At 57.4% G+C, this 22,898-nt stretch carries 18 protein-coding genes; 6 read left to right on the top strand and 12 right to left on the bottom strand.

Going from position 1 to position 22,898, the window contains the following annotated elements; all coding sequences use genetic code 11:
- Window positions 1-4: 4 nt before the first annotated feature.
- Window positions 5-1,192 carry a NupC/NupG family nucleoside CNT transporter gene (locus tag FHC51_RS21220; protein WP_103180623.1) on the bottom strand — a complete coding sequence of 396 codons (1,188 nt, stop codon included), beginning with the start codon at window positions 1,190-1,192 and terminating at the stop codon, window positions 5-7.
- A gap of 342 nt (window positions 1,193-1,534) precedes the next feature.
- Between FHC51_RS21220 and FHC51_RS21215 the strand changes: the two genes are divergently transcribed.
- On the top strand, window positions 1,535-2,776 hold the full coding sequence (locus FHC51_RS21215) for an Nramp family divalent metal transporter (RefSeq protein WP_114314327.1): 1,242 nt from the start codon (window positions 1,535-1,537) through the stop codon (window positions 2,774-2,776).
- Window positions 2,777-2,805: 29 nt separating this feature from the next.
- Here the strand turns inward: FHC51_RS21215 and ypeC are convergent, their stop codons facing one another.
- Window positions 2,806-3,156, bottom strand: coding sequence for a DUF2502 domain-containing protein YpeC (gene ypeC / locus FHC51_RS21210; RefSeq protein WP_103824691.1), 351 nt, complete (start codon window positions 3,154-3,156; stop codon window positions 2,806-2,808).
- Between the two features lie 126 nt (window positions 3,157-3,282).
- On the bottom strand, window positions 3,283-4,281 hold the full coding sequence (gene mgrA, locus FHC51_RS21205; RefSeq protein ID WP_220436539.1) for an L-glyceraldehyde 3-phosphate reductase: 999 nt from the start codon (window positions 4,279-4,281) through the stop codon (window positions 3,283-3,285).
- Between the two features lie 184 nt (window positions 4,282-4,465).
- Here mgrA and ipdC point away from each other — a divergent pair, with 184 nt between their 5' ends.
- Window positions 4,466-6,121, top strand: a complete 1,656-nt coding sequence (gene ipdC, locus FHC51_RS21200; RefSeq protein WP_220436538.1) for an indolepyruvate decarboxylase — start codon at window positions 4,466-4,468, stop codon at window positions 6,119-6,121.
- Here ipdC and FHC51_RS21195 read toward each other — a convergent pair whose 3' ends face one another.
- Entirely contained in the window at window positions 6,122-7,357 is a 1,236-nt protein-coding gene (locus FHC51_RS21195) for an ion channel protein (RefSeq protein WP_220436537.1), read from the bottom strand.
- A 204-nt stretch (window positions 7,358-7,561) separates the two neighbouring features.
- Here FHC51_RS21195 and glk point away from each other — a divergent pair, with 204 nt between their 5' ends.
- Complete coding sequence (glk, locus tag FHC51_RS21190; protein WP_103180613.1) at window positions 7,562-8,527, top strand: glucokinase; 966 nt, start codon at window positions 7,562-7,564, stop codon at window positions 8,525-8,527.
- Window positions 8,528-8,568: 41 nt separating this feature from the next.
- Here the strand turns inward: glk and FHC51_RS21185 are convergent, their stop codons facing one another.
- Together FHC51_RS21185 and FHC51_RS21180 are read right to left on the bottom strand one after the other, a co-directional pair.
- Window positions 8,569-9,306 (bottom strand): LytTR family DNA-binding domain-containing protein, encoded by a 738-nt coding sequence (locus FHC51_RS21185; protein WP_114314331.1) that lies wholly within the window; start codon window positions 9,304-9,306, stop codon window positions 8,569-8,571.
- 12 nt (window positions 9,307-9,318) lie between these two features.
- On the bottom strand, window positions 9,319-11,016 hold the full coding sequence (locus FHC51_RS21180; protein ID WP_156239478.1) for a sensor histidine kinase: 1,698 nt from the start codon (window positions 11,014-11,016) through the stop codon (window positions 9,319-9,321).
- 386 nt (window positions 11,017-11,402) lie between these two features.
- On the opposite strand from FHC51_RS21180, the gene alaC reads away from it, so the two are divergent.
- A complete protein-coding gene (alaC, locus tag FHC51_RS21175) occupies window positions 11,403-12,644 on the top strand; it encodes an alanine transaminase (protein WP_220436536.1) in 1,242 nt (413 codons plus the stop codon).
- Between the two features lie 55 nt (window positions 12,645-12,699).
- Here the strand turns inward: alaC and ypdK are convergent, their stop codons facing one another.
- The 6 genes from ypdK to FHC51_RS21145 form a co-directional block, all read right to left on the bottom strand.
- Window positions 12,700-12,780 carry a membrane protein YpdK gene (gene ypdK / locus FHC51_RS23310; protein WP_197080173.1) on the bottom strand — a complete coding sequence of 27 codons (81 nt, stop codon included), beginning with the start codon at window positions 12,778-12,780 and terminating at the stop codon, window positions 12,700-12,702.
- Window positions 12,781-13,130: 350 nt separating this feature from the next.
- Window positions 13,131-14,051, bottom strand: a complete 921-nt coding sequence (gene lpxP / locus FHC51_RS21165; RefSeq protein WP_114314333.1) for a kdo(2)-lipid IV(A) palmitoleoyltransferase — start codon at window positions 14,049-14,051, stop codon at window positions 13,131-13,133.
- A 249-nt stretch (window positions 14,052-14,300) separates the two neighbouring features.
- Window positions 14,301-15,746, bottom strand: a complete 1,446-nt coding sequence (locus FHC51_RS21160; protein WP_220436535.1) for a hypothetical protein — start codon at window positions 15,744-15,746, stop codon at window positions 14,301-14,303.
- Window positions 15,743-16,087: a hypothetical protein gene (locus FHC51_RS21155; protein WP_114314335.1), complete on the bottom strand. Its 345-nt coding sequence runs from the start codon at window positions 16,085-16,087 to the stop codon at window positions 15,743-15,745. The genes FHC51_RS21160 and FHC51_RS21155 overlap by 4 nt, the downstream gene beginning before the upstream one ends.
- Before the next feature lie 94 nt (window positions 16,088-16,181).
- Window positions 16,182-19,514: a CapA family protein gene (locus FHC51_RS21150; RefSeq protein WP_220436534.1), complete on the bottom strand. Its 3,333-nt coding sequence runs from the start codon at window positions 19,512-19,514 to the stop codon at window positions 16,182-16,184.
- 24 nt (window positions 19,515-19,538) lie between these two features.
- Window positions 19,539-20,417: an alpha/beta hydrolase gene (locus FHC51_RS21145; protein ID WP_309236362.1), complete on the bottom strand. Its 879-nt coding sequence runs from the start codon at window positions 20,415-20,417 to the stop codon at window positions 19,539-19,541.
- A 116-nt stretch (window positions 20,418-20,533) separates the two neighbouring features.
- Here FHC51_RS21145 and FHC51_RS21140 point away from each other — a divergent pair, with 116 nt between their 5' ends.
- Complete coding sequence (locus FHC51_RS21140) at window positions 20,534-22,195, top strand: Mur ligase (protein ID WP_220436533.1); 1,662 nt, start codon at window positions 20,534-20,536, stop codon at window positions 22,193-22,195.
- Window positions 22,196-22,204: 9 nt separating this feature from the next.
- A complete protein-coding gene (gene lapG, locus FHC51_RS21135) occupies window positions 22,205-22,897 on the top strand; it encodes a cysteine protease LapG (protein ID WP_114386022.1) in 693 nt (230 codons plus the stop codon).
- Window position 22,898 lies beyond the last annotated feature (1 nt).

Genomic DNA, 22,898 nt, shown 5'->3' with positions numbered 1-22,898 from the left:
CTGATTACAGTACCAGTGCAGCGATGGACGCAGACAGGACGCTGACCAGCGTAGAACCGTAGACCAGTTTCAGACCGAAGCGGGAAACCACGTTACCCTGCTCTTCGTTCAGACCTTTAATCGCACCGGCGATGATACCGATGGAAGAGAAGTTAGCGAAAGAAACCAGGAAGACGGAGAGAATGCCTTCGGCGCGCGGGGAGAGGCTACCGGCGATTTTCTGCAGATCCATCATCGCGACGAATTCGTTAGAAACCAGTTTGGTCGCCATAATACTGCCCACCTGCAGCGCTTCGCTGGCTGGCACACCCATCACCCAGGCTACCGGGTAGAAGATGTAACCCAGAATCCCCTGGAAGGAGATACCCAGTACGGCAGCAAACAGGGCGTTCAGCGCGGAGATCAGGGCGATAAAGCCGATCAGCATCGCAGCAACAATCACTGCCACTTTGAAGCCTGCCAGGATGTATTCACCCAGCATTTCGAAGAAGCTCTGACCTTCGTGCAGATTCGCCATCTGCAGGTTCTCTTCACTTTCATCCACGCGGTACGGGTTGATCAGTGACAGAACAATAAAGGTGCTGAACATGTTCAGAACCAGCGCAGCCACCACATATTTAGGCTCAAGCATAGTCATATACGCGCCCACGATAGACATGGAAACGGTAGACATTGCCGTTGCCGCCATGGTGTACATGCGGTTGCGGGACATTTTGCTGAGGATATCTTTATAGGCGATAAAGTTCTCAGACTGACCGAGGATCAGGGAACTTACGGCGTTGAAAGATTCCAGTTTGCCCATGCCGTTCACTTTAGACAGCACGGTACCAATAGCGCGGATGACAATCGGCAGAATGCGGATGTGCTGCAGGATACCGATCAGGGCAGAGATAAAGACGATTGGGCACAACACTTTCAGGAAGAAGAACGCCAGACCTTCGTCGTTCATTTTACCGAACACGAAGTTGGTCCCTTCATTGGCGAATCCGAGCAGTTTTTCAAACATCTCGGAGAAGCCTTTTACAAAGCCCAGCCCCACGTCTGAGTTCAGGAAGAACCAGGCGAGCAATACTTCAATAACAAGTAACTGAATGACATAGCGAATGCGGATCTTTTTGCGATCGCTGCTGACCAGCAACGCAAGCACGGCAACGACAACAAGTGCCAGGACAAAATGTAGGACGCGGTCCATATTTGCTCCAAATATGAGGCAGGTTTAATTTCGCTGCACATTCTATGAAACAAGCGTAAAGAAAACGAGATCAAAGCCACACTATCGTTGAGTCCTGTGACGAGTCTCAAAAATAGTGACATACGATACATTTTCGTTATGTTATGTAAATGAGTTAAAAGTTAAGTTTGTGTGCTACGCTTCACAAAGGCGCGTGCTTCTGCCCGCTATCGATAGACCATTCCAGCCTGCTAATTGTTCTTCGCTATCACTGCAATCACGATAATCCTTCTAAATGAACTTGATAATCATTCGCATTTTGATAGCATTTAACATAGCAAAGGCTATATTACTGAGGCAAAAATGAGCAACAGTCGCGTTGATGAGAGTAGCAGTGGTAGGGCTGCACGCAAAATGCGGTTTGCATTAATGGGACCTGCGTTTATTGCCGCCATTGGCTATATCGATCCCGGTAATTTTGCGACCAACATCCAGGCCGGAGCCAGCTTCGGCTATAAACTTTTGTGGGTGGTAGTCTGGGCCAACCTGATGGCGATGATGATCCAGGTGCTGTCAGCAAAACTGGGCATTGCCACCGGCAAAAACCTCGCGGAGCAGATCCGCGACCACTATCCGCGTCCGCTGGTCTGGTTCTACTGGGTGCAGGCGGAGATTATTGCCATGGCGACCGATCTGGCAGAATTTATCGGCGCGGCGATTGGCTTTAAGCTGATCCTCGGCGTGTCGCTGTTGCAGGGCGCGGTATTAACCGGTATCGCCACCTTCCTTATTCTGATGCTGCAACGACGCGGGCAGAAACCGCTGGAGAAAGTGATCGGTGGCCTGCTGCTGTTTGTGGCGGCAGCCTACATTGTTGAGCTCATCTTCTCTCAGCCCGATCTGGTGCAGTTGGGTAAAGGGATGGCGATCCCGAGCCTGCCGACCACCGAAGCGGTGTTCCTTGCGGCTGGGGTACTGGGCGCGACCATTATGCCGCACGTGATCTATCTGCACTCCTCGCTGACCCAGAATCTGCATGGCGGTTCACGGCAGGAGCGCTACTCCGCGACGAAATGGGACGTTGCCATCGCCATGACCATTGCCGGGTTTGTTAACCTGGCGATGATGGCGACCGCCGCAGCGGCATTCCATTTCAACGGCCATACCGGCGTTGCCGATCTGGATCAGGCGTACCTGACGCTGGAACCGCTGCTGAGTCACGCGGCGGCAACTATCTTTGGCCTGAGCCTGGTGGCGGCGGGTCTCTCTTCCACCGTTGTCGGCACGCTGGCAGGGCAGGTGGTCATGCAGGGATTCGTGCGCTTCCACATTCCTTTATGGGTGCGCCGTTCGATCACGATGCTGCCGTCGTTTGTGGTGATCCTGATGGGACTGGATCCGACCCGCATTCTGGTGATGAGCCAGGTCCTGCTCAGTTTTGGTATTGCACTGGCGCTGGTGCCGCTGCTGGTCTTTACCAGCGACAAGAAGCTGATGGGCGATCTGGTTAACAGTAAGACGGTGAAACGGACGGGGTGGGCGATCGTCGTGCTGGTGGTGGCGCTGAATCTGTGGTTACTAATCGGGACCGCATTGGGATTGTAAAAAAGGCGCCGGGAGGCGCCTTTTTCGTATCAGTGACGGTGACCGTGTCCGCCGTGACCATGCCCGTGACCGCGGCCTCGTGGGCCTCGATGATCGTCACGATCGCTCCAGCCTGCGCGATAGCCGCGCTCATAGGCTTTACGTTTATCCCAGCCACGGTGGTAGCCGTTATCATGTCTGTGCCAGCGGTTGCCGCGCCATTCATAATGACGGCGCCAGTAGTCGCGGTCACGCCAGCCGCCGCCGTCCCAGTAGTTACCGTAATTATCACGATCGCCAATTTGTAATTTTATGGATGGCAACAGGGTGATTTCGCCAGCATTAGCGACCAGCGGGGCTGAAGCCAGTAATACTGCTGCCAGAATCAGAGACCTGAACATGGTTATTCTCCTTCACGATCGGAGCCGTAATCGGCTTGTTAAAGCAATATTAAGGGGCGGTAAAGTCCCGGATAATCGCTTTAACTCCTAATTCAGAAGGCGTAGCACTTTTTGCTAAAAGTGCTTTTAATTTACACTGTTCAGAATCGCGTCGATTTCGTTCAGCTCCTCAGGCGTGAAGTGACGGTTCGCCAGCATTCCCACGGCATCATCAATTTGCGCCGTTTTGCTGGCGCCAATCAGCACCGAGGTGACGGCCTCCTGGTGTAACACCCAGGCCAGCGCCATCTGCGACAGCTTCTGGTTGCGGCGTTCCGCCAGGGCGTTGAGCTGACGCACTTTCGCCAGTTTCTCTTCGGTAAGCTGATCCGGATTGAGGAACCGGCTTCCGCTGGCGGCGCGGGAATCTGCCGGAATACCGTTCAGATAGCGGTCGGTCAACTGCCCCCCGGCGAGCGGTGAGAAGGCAATGCAGCCCACCCCTTTATCCTTCAGTACGTCCAGCAAGCCCGCTTCTGGGGTGCGTTCAAACATCGAGTATTTCGGCTGATGGATAAGGCAGGGCGTGCCTAAATCATCGAGGATCTCAACGGCCTGGCGAGCCAGCTCTGCCGGATAATTGGATAGCCCAACGTACAGTGCCTTGCCCTGGCGCACGACATGGTCTAACGCTTTCATCGTCTCTTTCAACGGCGTTTCCGGGTCCGGACGGTGATGATAGAAAATATCGACATACTCCAGGCCCATCCGCTTCAGGCTCTGATCGAGGCTGGCAATCAGATACTTACGCGAGCCCCAGTCGCCATAGGGGCCCTCCCACATGGTATAGCCCGCCTTGGTTGAGATGATGAGTTCATCGCGCCAGGCGCTGAAATCTTCCTGCAAAATCCGTCCAAAGTTACGCTCTGCGGAACCCGGCGGTGGACCGTAGTTATTGGCAAGGTCGAAGTGCGTAATCCCCACATCGAAGGCACGATGTAAAAGTTGACGGCTGTTTTCGATCAACGTGGCGTCGCCAAAGTTATGCCACAGCCCCAGGGAGATGGCAGGGAGCTTGAGACCACTTTGCCCGCATCGTTGATAATTCATTGACTGGTAACGGTTTTGATTCGCCTGATAAACCATGAGACTTGCCCCTCTGCGTCAGAATGTCATTCAGTGTATACGTTTACACTAAACGTCTGGCAGGCAGATTACCTTGCGAAAATACGTAAAGCATTATTTCCATGGGCAGTTTATCGCCATTCCTGGACAGCTATCACGCTTCTTCAATACTCAAATTGAAGTCAACATTATAAGGATAACTGTCATGCAAACCCCCTACACCGTCGCCGATTACCTGCTGGACCGTCTTACAGATTGTGGTGCCGATCATCTGTTTGGCGTGCCGGGCGACTACAATCTGCAGTTTCTCGATCACGTTATCGCCAGCCCGGATATTGGCTGGGTAGGTTGTGCCAACGAATTAAATGCGGCCTATGCCGCCGATGGATATGCGCGCTGCAAAGGGTTTGCTGCGCTGCTGACAACGTTCGGGGTGGGCGAGCTCAGCGCCATGAACGGTATCGCAGGCAGTTTCGCCGAGCATGTGCCGGTTCTGCATATCGTGGGTGCCCCGGGCAGCGCCTCGCAGAAAAAAGGGGAGCTGCTACACCATACGCTTGGTGACGGCGAGTTTCGTCACTTCTATAAGATGAGTGAGCCCGTTACCGTCGCCCAGGCGCTCCTGACTGAACAAAACGCCTGCTATGAAATCGACCGGGTCCTGACCCAGATGCTCCGGGAGCGCCGTCCAGGCTATATTATGCTGCCTGCCGATGTGGCAAAAAAACCAGCCACGCCGCCTGTCAGCGCGCTCATGGACCGTCTTTATGAGAGCGACAGTTTCCGTCTTGACGCCTTCCGCCAGGCGGCAGAAAAACGGCTGGCCGCGAGCGATCGCACCGCGCTGCTGGCCGACTTCCTGGTCCTGCGTTATGGCCTGAAAAATCAGCTGCAACGCTGGGTGGAGCAAACGCCCATCGCCCACGCCACCATGCTGATGGGGAAAGGGATTTTTGACGAGCGCAAACCCGGTTTTGCCGGCACCTACAGCGGCTCCGCCAGCGCAGCCGAGGTTAACGAGGCCATTGAGGGCGCCGATACCGTCATCTGCGTGGGTACGCGCTTTACCGATACGCTTACCGCGGGCTTCACCCACAAACTTACCCATCAGCAGACCATTGACGTTCAGCCCCACGCCTCGCGCATTGGCGATGTCTGGTACACCGGGATCCCCATGACCCAGGCCATTGAGGTGCTCGCCAGCCTCTGCCATCAGTATGCCCAAACCGGGAATACGCCCCGCCCGGCGCGGCAGTTACATGCGGTTCATCCCGGCTCGCTGACCCAGGACAGCTTCTGGAAAACGCTGCAAACCTATATTCGCCCGGGGGACATTATTCTCGCCGACCAGGGAACGTCGGCCTTTGGTGCTGGCGCGCTGCGTTTGCCGGATGAGGTCAATTTTATCGTGCAGCCGATCTGGGGATCGATTGGCTACACCCTGGCCGCCGCCTACGGTGCGCAGACTGCCTGCCCGGATCGCCGCGTGATTGCCATTACCGGCGACGGTGCGGCGCAGCTCACTATCCAGGAGCTGGGCTCCATGCTGCGGGACAAACAGCGTCCGGTGATCATGGTCCTGAACAACGAAGGCTATACGGTGGAGCGTGCCATACATGGTCCGAACCAGCGCTATAACGACATTGCGCTGTGGAACTGGACGCAGATCCCGCAGGCGCTCAGCCTGGATTGTCAGGCCGAGTGCTGGCGGGTGAGTGAGACGGTGCAGCTGGAAGAGGTGCTGGAGAGAGTCGCGCACCCACAACGGCTGTCGTTAATTGAGGTGATGTTGCCGAAAGCCGACGTTCCGCCGCTGCTGAGCGGCATTATCCAGGCGCTGGAAGCACGCAAAAGCGCCTGATTACTTCTCATCGTTCCAGGCAGCCATCATCGGTCTGCCCGCCAGCAACAGCCAGGCGGGCAGCATCACAATACAGAGCAGCGGCAGCAGGGTGGTGTCCGGCACCACCACTGCCGCCATAAACAGGCTTAGCCACGCATCCCGGGTGACAACCAGCACCAGCCCCATAATCGAACAGGAGATAGTGATCGCCAGGGGAACGGCCTCTACATGTTCATGCAGCATCAACCCCAGCGCCGCGCCGACGAACACCGCCGGGAAAATGCGCCCGCCGCGAAAACCGCACGCCGCAGCCACTACCAGCGCCGCCAGTTTTATCAGCGCAAAGAGCAGATAATCTGACACGCTGAAGATCTGGCTGAAGGCCATCTGCTGCATCTCATCCAGCCCCTTAAACAGGGTGATGTTGCCCCCGATTGCCCCAAGGATCCCCAGAATAAATCCGCCAGCGCCAAGAATAAGGACCGGGTGCTTCAGACGATGCATCAGACGGTGCAGGCGTGGCAAACACCAGACCGCCACCATCCCCAGCGCGATAGCGATGGCGGCGACAATCGCGCCGCTAAAAATGTCGACCATCTGCATCTGGCTGTAGTGAGCAACGGGCAGCGAGAAGTGAGGATGAAAAAAGAGGCTGGTGGTCAGGGCTCCGGCGGCGGCGGATAAGAGCGGGGCGAACAGACGATCCCAGAGCGGGATCTCCGGATTGCCGCTCAGGGTCTGGGAAAAAATCAGCGCCGCCGCAACAGGCGTGCCGAACAGCGCCCCGATGGTGCCCGCAGAGGCGAGAATGGTCCAGTCGAGGGCGTTCACCCGGGGGAACGCCCGCGCTCCTATGGCGACGGCCAGCGCGATGTTCACCGCCATCACCGGATGCTCAGGCCCAAGGCTGACGCCGCCCGCCAGGCCAATAATCAGGGCGATAATCAACCCGGGCAGGGCAGCGGCATCTACCGGCGCGCCAATCAACGGCTCTACGGCCGGATCTGGCCCGGCATGTCCCGGGCTGTAGCGTATCACCACTCCTACAGCGATACCGGTAAGCGTCAGGATTAAAATAACCCATACCGACGAGCTTGCGTTAAGGCCGAGGGAAGCCGGTAATGAGGTCCACAAAATCGATTGCAGCACGGAGGCGACCTTCATGATCACAATCAGGATCAGGCTGGATGCAACGCCAATAATCAGCGCAGGAGGGGCCAGCAGCAGCATCGTTCTGGCTCGCGGATGGAGCATGATGATTTCCTTGTTAAAAATAGCTGTCTGTACTTTGCACGTTCAGCCTTATGGCAATAGTGCAAATGGTGCTGAAACGGTAAAGTTATTCTGTGATGAAGATCGATAATCCTGGGGTGCTTTTATTCAGGTCGTTGTTGTTCACGGGCCTTGAATTTAGAGTGTGCCAAACAGTTATTTTGACTTTAGCGGAGCAGTAGAAGAATGACAAAGTATGCTTTGGTAGGTGATGTAGGGGGGACTAACGCGCGTCTGGCGTTATGTGACGTCAACACCGGCGAAATCTCCCGCGCCAAAACCTATTCCGGGCTGGATTACCCCAGCCTGGAAGCGGTGGTTCGTGTCTATCTGACGGAGCATGATGTCAGCGTTGAGGATGGCTGTATCGCCATTGCCTGCCCGATTACCGGTGACTGGGTGGCGATGACCAACCACACCTGGGCATTCTCTGTCGCCGAAATGAAGGCCAACCTCGGCTTTGCCCATCTGGAAATTATTAACGACTTTACCGCGGTGTCGATGGCGATCCCGATGTTAAAGCCGGAGCATCTGATCCAGTTCGGCGGCACCGAGCCGGTTGAAGGTAAGCCCATTGCCGTCTACGGCGCTGGCACCGGCTTGGGGGTTTCCCATTTGGTACACGTCGACAAGCGCTGGATCAGCCTGCCGGGTGAAGGCGGACATGTCGATTTCGCGCCAAACAGCGAAGAAGAGGGCATCATCCTCGAAGAGCTGCGCGCGGAGATCGGCCACGTCTCGGCGGAGCGGGTGCTCTCAGGTCCGGGCCTGGTGAACCTTTACCGGGCGATTGTGAAATCCGATGGCCGTCTGCCGGAAAATCTGCAGCCGAAAGATGTGACCGAACGCGCGCTGGAAGATAGCTGCACCGACTGCCGTCGTGCGCTCTCGCTCTTCTGCGTCATCATGGGGCGTTTTGGCGGCAACCTGGCGCTGAACCTGAGCACCTTTGGTGGGGTCTATATCGCGGGCGGGATCGTACCGCGCTTCCTCGACTTCTTTAAATCGTCCGGTTTCCGCGGCGGGTTTGAAGACAAGGGGCGCTTCCGCGATTATGTCCGGGATATTCCGGTGTACCTGATTGTACATGACAATCCGGGTCTGCTGGGCTCTGGCGCGCATCTGCGTCAGACTCTGGGCCAGGTACTGTAATGGCTTCTCCCCGGTGACGTCTGTTCACCGGGGCATTCCCTTCACAGGTGCATCAGCTGGCGAAACTCTTTCACCTTGCTGCGACTCACCGGCACCTGAAAATCGAGATCCTTCAGCCGTAAAATGTAGGTGTTGTTGAACCAGGGTTCGATCTCGCGGATCTTGTTCAGATTGACGCAAAACGAGCGATGACAACGGAAGAAATGGCTCGCCGGCAGCTTGCTGCAAAATTCGGTGATGTTCATCGGCATGACGAACGACTCGCGGCGGGTGTAGACGAAGGTCATCTTCTCATGCGCTTCGGCATAATAGATATCGTTCATCGGCGTCACGATGATGCGTTCATCCTTGATCAAATTGATGGTGTCATTTTCACGCATGACCGGTGAGGCCGCGACCTGCTCCGCGCCGGACTGCTGGTGCCAGGCGTGTTCCAGCTTCTGCAGCATGCTGACAATCCGCGACTCCTGGTACGGCTTCAGAATATAGTCGAACGCTTCCAGCTCGAAAGCCTCCACCGCATGCTCTTTCCACGCGGTGACAAAGACAATAAACGGCTTACTGGCAAACTGGCTGATGTTTTGCGCCAGCAATACGCCGTCCAGAGAGGGAATATTGATATCCAGAAATATGGCGTCAACCCGGTTCTGCTGCAGAAATTTCAGCACGTCCAGACCATCTTCAAAGGTGCCGACGATCTCCATCTGGCTGTGTTCTTTAATCAGCCAGCTCAGCTCCTGTTGAGCGAGTATTTCATCTTCCACAATGATGACTTTCATGCGTCACTCCCTCTAAGGCAACAACAACGTCTGGGCATGAACGGCGGCGCGTTCGTTAGGAACATAAAACGCGATCTCGGTACCCGGCTCAAGGCGGCGAATATGTAGTCCTTCGCCATAAAGCAGCTTAACGCGGTGATGGACATTGAGCAGACCAATTTTATTGCCGGGCATCTCATTTGCCTCTACCCGTTCAATCACTTTCGGGTCGATCCCGTGGCCGGTGTCGCGCACCGCCACCCGCACGCGGTTACCGCATTCGGCCACGCTGATGGTAACCACGCCTTTACCCTTGCGCGGCTGAATGCCGTGGACAATGGCATTCTCCACCAGCGGCTGGATCAGCAGGCTTGGGATCACGCAGTTCACCTCTTCATCAATGTCATAGATGACGGTGAGCTTATCGCCAAACCGCGCCTGCTCGATGGCGATGTAATCCTTGATCTGATAAAGCTCTTTTTTGATGTCGATCTGCTCGTCATCTTTCAACTCAATGTTGTAGCGCAGATAGCGCGACAGATTGAAGATCAGCTGGCGGGCGGTGTCCGGATTCAGGCGGATCGATGAGGAGATGGCGTTCAGCGCATTGAACAAGAAATGGGGATTAATTTTACTCTGCAGGGCGCGCAGCTCTGCCTTGTTTGCCATCTCCCGCAGCTGCTCGGCACGGGAGACCTCCAGTTGAGTGGAGATAATCTGCGACAGCCCGACCGCCATCTCCTGTAAGGTCGATGTGATCTGGTGCGCGTGGCAGTAGTAAATTTTTAGCGTGCCGGTGACCACCCCTTTTTCCCACAGCGGGATGACAAGCATGGAGTGGATCTCCGGGGTGCGGTGGGCCTCATCGTTATTCTTAATGATGATCTTGCCGCCGCTGATTGCCTGGCGGGTGGTGGGGCTGATGGTATCATCATTATCCCGGTAGTTTGTTTCACCCACGCCCACGTAAGCCAGCACCCGGTCAATATTGGTAATGGCCACCGCATCAGCGTCGATGTCGCGGCGGATGATGTCGCACACCTGGCGCAGCGATTCAGCGTTAATGTCGCGAAACAGCGGCAACGTCTTATTGGCAATATCCAGCGCCAGCTTGGCCTGCCGGGCGGCGCTGGCCTCTTTTTCGCTTTCCACGCTCTGCACCAGCAGCACGATAAAGCCGATGCACACGGTGCCGAGGATCATCGGGATACCGATTTTAGACACAATATCCAGCCCCAGTTCGGTGGTCGGGGCCCAGGCCACCACCAGAATCATGGTCATCGTTTCACAGATCATCCCACCGATAATACCCGCCCGCCAGTGCTGCTTTTTGGGGAAGGTGCGGTTGATCCAGCCCGACATCACGCCCGCAATAACGCAGGTGATCAGACAGGGAACCGCCGTTACGCCGCCGATATCGATCAGGTAGCGGTGAAGCCCGGCGATAACACCGGTGATAATGCCCACCCACGGGCCAAACAGGATCCCCCCTGACATCACGGCAATAATACGCACGTTGACCAGCGAACCTTCCACCGGCACCCCGGACCAGGTGCTGAACAGGGCAAACATCGAGAAGATAACGGTGACCGCCAGCAGCTCGCGCGGCGAGTGGGCAGATTTATGCAGCAGCTCGCGGAACAGGCGGATGCGAATGAGGAAAAACAGGCAAATCAGCATTAACGCCGCGCGATCGAACACCGCCAGCAGCATATTGAATATTTCGTGCACGGGTAAACCTGGGAAAAGAGGAAAGAACCATGATAAAAAACCTGACGCTCAATGACCAGCCATCCCGCTCTTTTATAAAATGGGGATAAACCACGTTAATCAAAGGGGATTGTATCTCAGGTCACATAAGCGAGCAGAAAAGCTAAAAAGCCACCCGGAAGTCGTAACTGTAATGATATTAAAATGTTAACAAAATAACATTCTTGATGCCTCTTTTCATTTTTACTTCCGGTTTTTGTTTAAGCAGTGTTCCCGTTTTAGCGCTACGCTTTTTTTTATTTCTTCCCCCTCGACAAGGCGAATTTTTTCAGGTTATTTTCTAAGCACGCCACATCCGTGGCGACGTCGCTCGGACGGTCCGGGCGCTAACGTAATCTGAGGAATTTATGGCTGACTCCAGTCCTGAACGCCGTTTTTCGCGTATCGATCGTCTTCCCCCGTATGTGTTTAACATTACTGCTGAATTGAAAATGGCTGCGCGTCGGCGCGGCGAAGACATTATCGATTTCAGTATGGGTAATCCGGACGGCGCTACGCCGCCCCATATCGTGGAAAAACTCTGCACCGTCGCCCAGCGCCCGGACACGCATGGCTACTCAACCTCTAAAGGGATTCCGCGTTTACGCCGCGCCATTTCGCGCTGGTATCAGGAACGCTATAAGGTGGAGATCGACCCCGAGAGCGAAGCCATTGTCACCATCGGTTCAAAAGAGGGGCTGGCGCATCTGATGCTGGCGACGCTGGACCATGGCGACACGGTGCTGGTGCCGAACCCCAGCTACCCGATCCATATTTACGGTGCGGTCATTGCCGGTGCGCAGGTGCGCTCTGTGCCGCTGGTTGAAGGCGTCGACTTTTTTAACGAGCTGGAACGCGCCATCCGGGAAAGCTATCCGAAGCCGAAGATGATGATCCTCGGTTTTCCTTCCAACCCGACCGCCCAGTGCGTGGAACTCGACTTCTTTGAGAAAGTGGTGGCCCTGGCTAAGCGCTACGACGTGCTGGTGGTGCATGACCTGGCCTACGCCGACATTGTGTATGACGGCTGGAAAGCGCCGTCGATCATGCAGGTACCCGGCGCGCGGGACGTTGCGGTGGAGTTTTTCACCCTGTCGAAAAGCTACAACATGGCGGGCTGGCGTATCGGCTTTATGGTCGGCAACAAGACGCTGGTAAACGCGCTGGCACGTATCAAAAGCTACCACGACTACGGCACCTTTACCCCGTTGCAGGTAGCGGCCATTGCTGCGCTGGAAGGCGATCAGCAGTGCGTGAAGGAGATTGCCGCCCAGTACAAACGCCGTCGCGATGTGCTGGTCAAAGGGCTGCATGAGGCGGGCTGGATGGTGGAGATGCCGAAAGCTTCGATGTACGTCTGGGCGAAGATCCCGGAGGCCTACGCCGCGATGGGGTCGCTGGAGTTTGCCAAAAAACTCCTGCAGGATGCGAAAGTGTGCGTCTCCCCGGGGATTGGCTTTGGCGACTACGGCGATACGCACGTGCGTTTCGCGCTGATTGAGAACAGCGATCGTATCCGTCAGGCGGTGAGGGGCATTAAAAGCATGTTCCGCGCCGACGGACTGTTGCCCCAGGTAACAAAGACCACGCCAGAGCAGGCGGGTCAGTAACCCCAAAAAAAACAGGCGCCTTGGGCGCCTGTTTTTTTGACTACATTTTCTTTGCTCAGTTCATCATCAGGGCAAACGTACCGACCCATGCGAACAAAATCACTGAAAAACCCATAAAGAAATATTTCACGTTCATCGCTCCGCGTATTTCGTGATACGCAATAAAAAACAGAGTCCAACTGAGTATAGAGAGGTGAAGTCAGTCTAGGGCGGAAATGAGAATTATCCCGTTTCAGCGACGACTCCAGCTCAGAATTCTGTGCTTTCAGGTAGCCAGACGGCGCTAATGTACGCTTAAATTTCGGGAGTGACAAGAGGCATTTTTCTAAATAATTTCCACGACTTACGAGTGTCGTGGAACGGCGACAGTTTAATTTCGGCAGGTAATAAATTGTCCTTCAGCAAGATAGCCTGCTAACGATAAACCTAAGTGATTACAGGTGATTGAAAAGGTTAGTTTCTAAAAGAAACTAACCTTCGACGGGGTTAAAGATAGAGGGAAGCGTGCCCCACAGGACGCGTTTTAAAACGGCGATGCACCCATAAATACTGTTCCGGCGCACGCATGATCTCGCTCTCGATCACACTGTTGATGTAAGCCGCGGCGGCCGCCTCTTCCTGGGGATAGTTCTCCATCTCCGGCATGATAAACAGGCGATAACCGCTTTTATCGTCTTTTCTGACCATGGTAACCGTCAGCATCACCGACTTTGAAAGACGGTGAATCACAAATGTGCCGTTTGTGGTGGCCACCTCCTTTACTGCGAAGAAGGGGGCGAAGCTGCTGCCATTGCGGCCATAGTCCTGGTCCGGAGCAAACCAGACCGCTTCGCCTTTTTTCAGGGCGCTAACCAGCCCACGTAGATTATTGCGGCTGATCATCGCCTTATTTGAACGCATGCGCCCGCACGTCTGCACCCACTCCATCAGGGCGCTATTGTGCGGACGATAAGTAGCCATCATGGGCTGGCACAACCCCATCACCCGGCCACCCAGCTCCAGCGACGTAAAGTGAACGCCGATCACCATCACCCCGCAGTTTTTCGCCTGCGCGCGCTGCAAATTTTCCAGGCCTTCAACGTCAAACCATTTACGTACCCGCGAGTCCGGCCAGAACCAGGCCATTCCCGTTTCCAGTAACGCCATGCCGATAGATTTAAAATTTTCACTAATGAGATGATCGCGCTCTGCAGGGGAGAGCGCCGGAAAACAGAGTTCGAGGTTTCTGCGCGCGATAGATTCACGGCGCTTCAGAAAACGACGCGAGAGGCTTCCGAGACCGGCACCCAGCCAGCGCAGCGCCGGATAAGGTAATTGCACGAGCAGCCACAGGACGCCCAGACCAAACCACGTAAACCAGTAACGCGGATGCAGAAGCGTGCGCGTGAATTTGCATTGAGACAAGATAAAACGACCTTTGTGAAGAGTATGTTGGTAGCCCCAGACTGGCGCTACGCCGGAATGTTAATAAGACCCGCGGTAATCGTATTGGTTCATGGCTGAAACCGTACATGCCCGGAGTCTGAAAAAACGGCAATTGGCGTTGGGCGGCGTAATGTAGCACTGATATATCTTAACTGCTAACACTACTTTTCGATCAAAAAATAACCGGTAAAATCGCTAAAACAGGAGGCTATTTTTATCCGCATTAAGAGGCTATTCATGAGGTCTTTCATATCCAAAATCAAAGCCGAGCAGCACGTTCTGGCGTAAGGCGTGATTTAACGGATAGCTGTAACTCTGCCCGATGCTGACCGTATGGATCAGCCGCAACAGCGTGCCGCCGCTGAGGGATGCGGGGGTATCGGTGATCGTCACTTCCGCTCCCTGCAATGCGTGCCGCAGCGACTGATAGGCCGGAGAAGCCGTAATGCTGTTGTTCGTCACGCTGCACAGGCCGAGCAGCAGGCAGATTAATAGCACCGGGAAGATCAGCGGATGGCGGTTGAGCAGGCGAACGGGCCGCCAGGGGGCGACAGAGAGCAGGGCGGCACTTAACGGGAGAAGCAGCAGATAGAGCAGTTTTGCCAGGTGGGTGAGGGCGCCGAGCAGGGAGAACATCAGCGCAATGGGAGGCACAATCACCGCCCGCGCCGCATCCTCGCCCCGTTTTTCATTTGCTCCGCCTGCACCGTAGCTGGTGAGCGCAGCCTGCAGGCGGGGGAGTTGCTGTTGCAGGACGTAGTCAAGATGGGGAGCCTGCAGAGCCAGGGCGAACTGTTTCAGGGCGTCCTCTTTCGGATATTCAGGCTGCACCCGGGTTTGCAGCGGCAGGGCCAGCTTTTCCCGCAGCCTCTTTTGTACCGGTTCCAGCATGAAAAACGTCTCCCAGTCGAGGCGGGCCGGGATTGCCACCCCATGATAAAGCCCATTTTTCCGGGTATCGCTGTTATAGCCGAGATAGTCCTGATAAATTTCCGCGCGCGCGGCCAGCCAGAGTTTGTAATAGCCGAGGAGCCCGCCCTCCTGAACGCTGATGCTGTCGCGCAGGTTTTGTGCCGCCTCTCGCTCAAGCAGTTCGTGATAGCGGCTGACCGAGCTCATAAGCAGCGGCAGCATCGCCAGAAACGCTTTTCCGGATGGACTGGTCCAGGTTTCGCGCTGACTGCCATCGTCATCAAGCGGGATCCCCGCCAGCGTCTGGTGCCCGTCAATTAAGGAGTGCTGATAGAGCTGCGTCAGCATCGACTTCTGGCGAAACTCGCCGGTGCTTTGGGCAACCTGGCGCTCAATAACCCACTCCACCGTTTGCCATGTCACCACGCCGGTGAGCAGACAGAGCGAGAACACCATGCCTGCCACCCAGGGAGCGGGAAACGCAATGTCGCGTTTTTTCAGCCAGGCGTTGCACGCCAGCAACAGCTGGAATACCAGCAGCGCGGCGGCGATGGCGGTTAGGGCCCGACCATAGCGCTCCATATTGTGGATATCGTCGGGGGTGGAGAGACTTCCCACCAGATCGAGCAGGCGCGAGTTAAAGGCCAGCTCGCAGATGAGGTAGGTGAGGGTGAGGAGAATAACCACCGCGTTTTGCCACAGCGGCAGCGTAGGGCGCTTAATATCGGCCCGGTTTTCCAGTTCACCGAGAGCGCGTTCCGTCATGATTTCAGCTCCAGGCTGGTTTGACGGGTGATCGCAGGTTGCCAGATCTGCTCCGGCAACGAGTTATCCAGCACCGGCACGACCCGGGGCGCGGGCGGTTCTGCGGCTTTAACCTGAGGCCGTTTTTTTACTTTTACGGGTGGCGCAGGGGGCGCTTCTGGCGCGTTCAGGAACGATTCAGGTGCGCTATACGCGGGCTGCACAGGCGCAGGGCGAACATATTTCGGCGCTACGCGCGCCCGGCTGGGATTCTTATCATGGCTAGCACAACCGCTTACGCTCAGAAGCAGCGTTAACAACACCACCCCGCAGCGGGGCATTTTTTGCAGTGGCACGCTCATCAGTTTGTCCTGACTCTGTCGCACAGCGGAGTGACGTCTTTTAAATGTAATCGGGAATTTTAATTCAGGTAGTTGTATCGCTTAAAAATTCTGCTTACCTCCCGGCCAGCTGAGCCAGCGGCATGATCAGCCTGCATTCACCCTCCTCACTGACGGCGCGCCAGCCCGCATCGGACGCCTCTTCCCGGGTAATGGGCATGCCCTGCGCGGTCAGCTGCGCGATCAGATCCGCAAATTCCGCCCCGGTCACCGGGCGGGGCTGCCAGAAGGTCTGTTTATTGTCGGTCAGGATCGGCAGAAGCGCGATCTGCGGTTGCGGGGCGCCGAGCAGCAGGCGGACGACAAAGCCATACGGCGGCACGCCTCGCGACTGGTATTCACCGTTACTGTTAAACACCCCGTTGCCGATGCTGTAGATCACCAGACTTTCGCCCAGTCGTACCGCCTCGCCTGCCATGTGCGGCCCGGAGCCGATAATCAGGTCGGCTCCGGCCTCGCAGAGACGCTGCGCCAGCGCCCGCTGTCCCGCCGTTGTCCCCTGGTAATCTAGCCCCCAGTGAGCGAGCACGATAGTGGTGGCTGGCCGGGGGCGTGATTTCTCCAGACGCAGCTGTTCAGCCAGGCCGCCGCTCAGGCAGGCGACCCCTGCCCGACGTGGGCGGGCATAAAAGGCGCAATCCTGCTCCATGTAGCGTCGGTACCAGTAGGCGCTGAAAATCTTGTACTGTCTGCCGCCCACCGTCAGCACCAGCGGAGCGTGGGCCTGCTGCGCATTGCGTCCGGCGCCGATGCAGGCAATGCCGCCGTCGCCAAACGCCGCCAGGGTGCTCTCCAGCCCCGGCAGTCCGGCATCCATGGCGTGATTATTGCCAAGGGCCACCGCGTCGATACCCTGTTTACGCAGGGCGGTAACCGAGGCGACCGGATCCCCGGTCAGGCAGAACGGCTTTCGGCCTTCCAGACTGGCGCGCAGATCGGTGGCGAGGGCCGCCTCAAAGTTGGCAAGGGTGAAGTCGCTACCGCGCAGCAGGGGGGCGATGCCCAGAAAGCTGTGATCGTAGCCGTAACGTTGCAGGGCATCATCCAAACCCCGCGCCTGGCGCTTGCGGGTATACCACTCGCCAAAGTAGGTGTCGCCCAACAAGGTGAGGGTCGCCACAGGTTTGTCGATGTGCCGTTCGACGGGCGCCGGTGCGGGCTCTGCGCCATCCACTCCGGCCAGGAGCCCATCCAGCAGATAGTCGAGATGAAAGGCATCATCCGCCCCGGCAGCGCAGGCCAGCCAGAGTTCGCCTGCGATCCACTGCAGCGCAACGCCCCAGCGTCCGGCGCAGAATTGTCCCCATGCGCTGCCGTTGCTGTGCAGGTTGCCGCTTTTACGGTACACCCGCTCGCCTATAGCCGCCTCATGCTCACCCAGCCACGTAAGCCAGTGCGGGTAGCGCAGCTGAAAATGGTGCATCAGCCTGGCGATATCCGTAAGCGTGGTGCGCTGGCCGGGGCGGGGACGACCGGAGACGTTATTGATATGGGTGTGGCGCATCTCCAGCTGGTCAACAAGGCTGCGCAGCGCCTTCAACGCCTCCGCGCTACTGCCTGCCAGCGTTTCCGCCAGATGAATGGCGGCGTCGCAGGCGTTGTGGATGAGCATCCCCTGCACCAGCGATTTCACGGTTGCCGTGCTGCCCCGTTGCAGGCCAAGAGCCGGATTGCCCTGCAGAACATGGGCGGCGATGCCGTGCATCTCAACAGGCGTCTCAAGGGTTATTTTTTTCGCCAGCAGACGTTCTGCCAGGCAGACGGCCAGCAGCAGCTGGCTCAAGTACGTGGGGGCAAACGCGCTGTCGCCCTGCTCAGACAGCCGGGTTTCGCCGGTGGTAAGATTCATCAGCAGACGGGCGGTTTGCCCTTTTGCCAGGGCTGGCGACGCGGTAAGTCGGCGCTTCAACAGGCCGACAACCCGCCTGAAGTCGGAATTACGCACGCTCCCTTTGACCAGCACGATATCACCGTCGCGCAACGTCGGCGCAGCGGCCTCCACCAGCGCCTCTGCGGTGCTGAAATGGCCGCCGCGAACCTCATCCGGCAGGGCGTCGTGCAGGGTACGCATCTCGTCACCGTGCAGAAATGCCTGCTGGCAGCTGGCCGCCAGCAGGGGCTGCGCCAGTGAGCGGTGGATGGCGGCGGACTGATCCCCAAGGTTGATGATCCGCCCCAGCAGGGCGATCACCCGGCCACCGTCTTCCTGCGCACGCTGGGCGGCCACCTCAAACGCGTTGAGCATCGACAGGTATTCGGCGTTATAGCTGTCATCAATCAGAGTGACTGCCCCGCCGCCCTGCAGCGGCAGCGCGGTAATGCCCATGTGCTGACCATCGCTGCGCCAGGCTTCAAGGCTGGTAACGATCTCCGCCAGGCTCACTCCAAGCAGGTCGGCGGCGATAAGCGAGGCCACCGAGTTAAGCGCGGCGCCTTTGCCCGGCACGGCCAGCCGGTAACTCAGGCTCTGCTGGTGGAGGTTGAGTGTGATCAGGCTGCCGTTGGCATCCTGGGTAAATGCCGTGATCCGCACGTCGGCGTCGGCATCAAACCCGTAGCTGATGATACGGGCACCGTCGCGGGTAACGCTGGCAGCCACAGTGTTATATCCGGCCATATCACGGTTTAAAATGGCATAGCCACCTGGAATAAGACCGTGACTGATGCGCGCTTTAAAGCGGGCCACATCATCGAGAGAGGTCACGCTCCTGCCCACCTGGGTGATGCCGATTTCGGTGATGATGACGATATGCGGCTTAATGCGCGGGCCGATCCCACCGTTGCGCATCCACAGAGCAGAGATCGCCACTTCCATTACCACCGCCTGCGGATTGCAGACTGCACGCGCCAGCGTGATGGAGGCACCTGTGCGGGTGTTGTGGTTCCCGCGGCTCGCCACCACCGACATATGGTTTGCCAGAATGCTGTTCAGCATCTCTTTGGTCGAGGTTTTGCCTACCGTACCGGTGATCGCCACCAGCTTGCCGTCCAGCCGCCGCCGGGCTTCTTCTGCAAGCCAAAGCAGGGCCTGATAACTGTTGCCCACCACCAGTTGAGGAAAGTCCGGAGGCAGACCATCAACCTTGCGCTGGACGATGGCCCCGCAGTAGCGAGAGGCGTGGCGGGGAAGCGAAAGATGAGTGTCATCCCAGCCTGCGTAAATACCGGTGTTGCCGGAGCCCTTGCGCCAGGTGTCGGGATCGATGGCGACAAAGAGGCAGGGCTGGCCAGGCTGCGCCTTATCATGAAAAAGGACGATGTCAGTGGCGCACCAGCCTGCATCCGGGCGATTGTACCAGATGCTACCGGGTAGTTTTTCGAGTTCGGCAGCGGTCCATCCCGGTGCTTGCGTCTCAGCGCGTGGCTGGCGGGGCGGTTTCTGGCTCATATTTTTATTCCTGCTTTTTTGGGCTTATCCGCGTAGCGGACAAAGGCGAATGGCGTTGATTGCCGCATTACCCGTCAAATCATGATATTCCGGTGGTCTGGCGGGGCGTTCGAGCAGTTCTACCCGGTGGCCATGTTCCCGCAGCGCATCCGCGAATCGCGCCTGCAGATCGAACGGCGTATTGCGATCCTGCGGGTTGCCGATCACCAGGATCAACCGGAAGGGATCGGCGGCGATCCCGCTGATGTGGTTGAGGGGATCCCACGGGTGCGGCAGTCCGGTGGTATCCAGTGCCGGTGCCAGAGCGTTACCTTTTTGCAGGCGCATGCGCTGCGCCCGCTCCAGCAGCCCCCAGGCACCGGAGCTCAGCACCGCGCAGTCGATGTCCCGGCGGCCGGTAGTCAACAGCGCCGAGGCGGCGGTGGCACCTCCGCTGTGTCCGCTGAGAATAAAGCGCTGAATACCGTAGCGGGCCTTGATAGCATTGAGGGCGGCATCGATAGCCTGGAACTCTTCCGCCTGACGACGGTGGTAATGGTCACCGCTGGAACCGTAGGTGCCGGGGCGGGCGAGAATGATGGTCGGCAACCCGGTCTGGCGTAGGATGGCCCGGGCCTGACGGCGTTGGTCGGCGGCGGTATTCCCCGGGATGGTGGCGGGTGGGCGCTTTATTTGCGAGACGCGGTCGCCTTTCAGCATCACCACCGCCAGCGGGGCGGCCTGCAGATTGCCTGCGCTGAAATAGCGCATACAGGCGTTGCCTTCAGGGTAGTGTACCCACACGGCATCGTCGCCGGTCGGGCAGTGCTGTCGGGAGGCCGGCTGGTTCCACAGCAGCGGCGTCTCAGCGTAAGCGAAAACGCTGATTAGCAGCAGGCTCCATACCGCGAAACATCGACTCACACCACCGCCCCGGAAGAAACAATAGACATACAGAATACACAACTTGTCACACATAATGGTATTATCTGGTTAGGATTATTCTGACAGGGTTTCCTCAGGCGTTATCAGGAGTAAAAATGCCGCTCAGCCAATTACTGGCGCAAATCCGCCCGGCGATGGAATTGCTGGACGTCGCGCCCAAACCACCGATCTGCCCCACCTGGGCGATCTTTTTTAGTGCTTCCGATGGCCAAAGCCGTGCGCATGTTGTGCAAGGCTGTGGCGACACCTTCGATCACGCCTGGCAGCAGGGTGTACAGGCGCTGCTGCAGTGGCAGCAAAAGAGTGGGACGGAAGTTTGCTGGCTGCGCGTTGACCTTGTGGATCAGGTGCAGGCTCTGCGCTGGGATAACCTGCAAGCCCGCTTAGCCAAAACCAAACGCAACTATTTTCGCTTTGGCATCAGCCTGGATCCGGCGTTTCGCTACGCGATGCTGGAGCAGGAGATCGCGGCCAACGCGCTGCTCTATCACGGCGATCACGGCGTTGCCACGCCCAATGCCACTAATCTGGCCCATTTTTCCCGCCGCCGCTTCGGCGCCGTGCTCAGCTGGCCGGCGCAGCCTGACCAGACGCTCTGGCGCTTCACCACCCGGGCGCTCTTTTGCGACGGCGAGCAGCTGCTGCCCATCGAATCGACCGGACGTAACAGCGGCTACCGCCAGCTACCCGACTGGCAGGCGACGGCGCTTGAGCCGATGATCGCCTCCGCCACCGACTACCTTGCACGCCAGATTACCCCTTCCGGGCGCTATCAGTACGGCTGGTTCCCCTGTTTCGACCGCGCTATTCCCACCTATAACGCCTTGCGCCACGCCAGCTCCACCTATGCACTGCTCGAAGGCTGGGAAGTGACGCAGCAGCCTGAACAGTTCGCGGCAATCGAGCGGGCGCTCAACGACCTCTGCGCCAGCTTTATCCGTACTTACAGGCTGCCGGACGGCAGCGAAGCCGACTTCCTGGTGGATACCGGGGATGAGATCAAGCTCGGCGGCAATGCGGTGTGCATCCTGGCGATGGCGAAGTACAGCGAGCTGACCGGCGATAACCGCTACCTGGAGCAGATGGCGCGGCTGGCGAACGGGATCGGCTTTATGCAGGATCCGCAGACGGGCGGATTTGTCCACGTGCTTAACGCCGGGGATCTGTCGCTGAAGGCGGCGCACCGCATTATCTATTACGACGGGGAAGCGGCCTTTGCGCTGATGCGTCTTTACGGGCTGACCAAAGCACCGCGCTGGCTGGCAATGGTCGAACGGGCAATGGAGCACTTTATCGACCAGAAGCACTGGCAGGCGCACGATCACTGGCTCAGCTACTGCGTCAACGAGCTCACGCTCTACCGGCCGCTGGAGCGCTATTACCAGTTTGGGCTGGATAACGTGCGCGATCATCTCGACTTCGTTCAGAACCGCGTCACCACTTATCCTACGCTGCTTGAGTTAATGATGGCGGCCTCACGGATGATCGCGCGGCTTGAGGCATCGCCCCATAAACATCTGCTGGCGGGCTTCGACATGACGGTGTTCAACCAGGCGCTGGAGAGCCGCGCCCGCTACCTGGCAAACGGCTTTTTCTGGCCGGAACTGGCGATGTTCTTTAAAAACCCGCCACGCATCGTCGGCAGCTTTTTTATTCGTCACCACAGCTATCGTGTGCGAATCGACGACGTTGAGCACTACCTTTCCGGCTATGTCGCGTACCGTAAGCGCTGGCTGGCCCGGTCAGGCGAGAAGTAAGTTAACGCCATGCGGCTTCCTCCTTCTCTTCTGGCGAGCTGCCGACGCTGGTTGTCGCTCTGGCTGGTGCTGCTGCTGGTTATCTCTCCCGGGCTCGGCGCCGGGTGGGATTTCAGCGCCATCAGCACCCGTACCGAACGGCTGTATGGCCCGGCTACCCCCGCCGCCCGGCAGCGGATTGATGAGTGGGCAGCGTTGCTTAAACAGCCGTCGCAGGGCACGATCCATGACACGTTAAACCGGGTTAACCAATTTTTTAACGCCCGCATGGCGTTTCGCGATGATATCGTCGTCTGGAAGCAGCAGGATTACTGGGCAACGCCAATTGAGTTTTTACGTCAGGGGGCAGGGGACTGCGAGGACTTTGCGCTGGCGAAATATTTCACCCTGCGCGAAATGGGCGTGCCGGCGAACCAGTTACGTATTACCTATGTTAAAGCACTCGAACTGAATCAGGCGCACATGGTGGTGACATGGTATTCCACCCCCACGGCGATCCCACTGGTTCTGGATAACCTGAAAACCGCCATCTTGCCTGCTACACAGCGTACCGACCTGCTTCCGGTCTACGCGTTTAACGGCGAAGGGCTATGGCTGCCGCAGTCCGGCGGCAACAAACGCGTGGGCGACAGCAAACGGCTCTCCCGCTGGCAGGATCTTCTCACCCGTATGCGTGCAGAAGGATTTGTAATTAATGAATAGG

The organism is Leclercia sp. EC_58, assembly GCF_019584355.1.
Lineage (GTDB): Bacteria > Pseudomonadota > Gammaproteobacteria > Enterobacterales > Enterobacteriaceae > Enterobacter.
The sequence above is the reverse complement of the archived record's forward strand: the minus strand, read 5'-3'. Positions and strand labels throughout refer to the sequence as shown.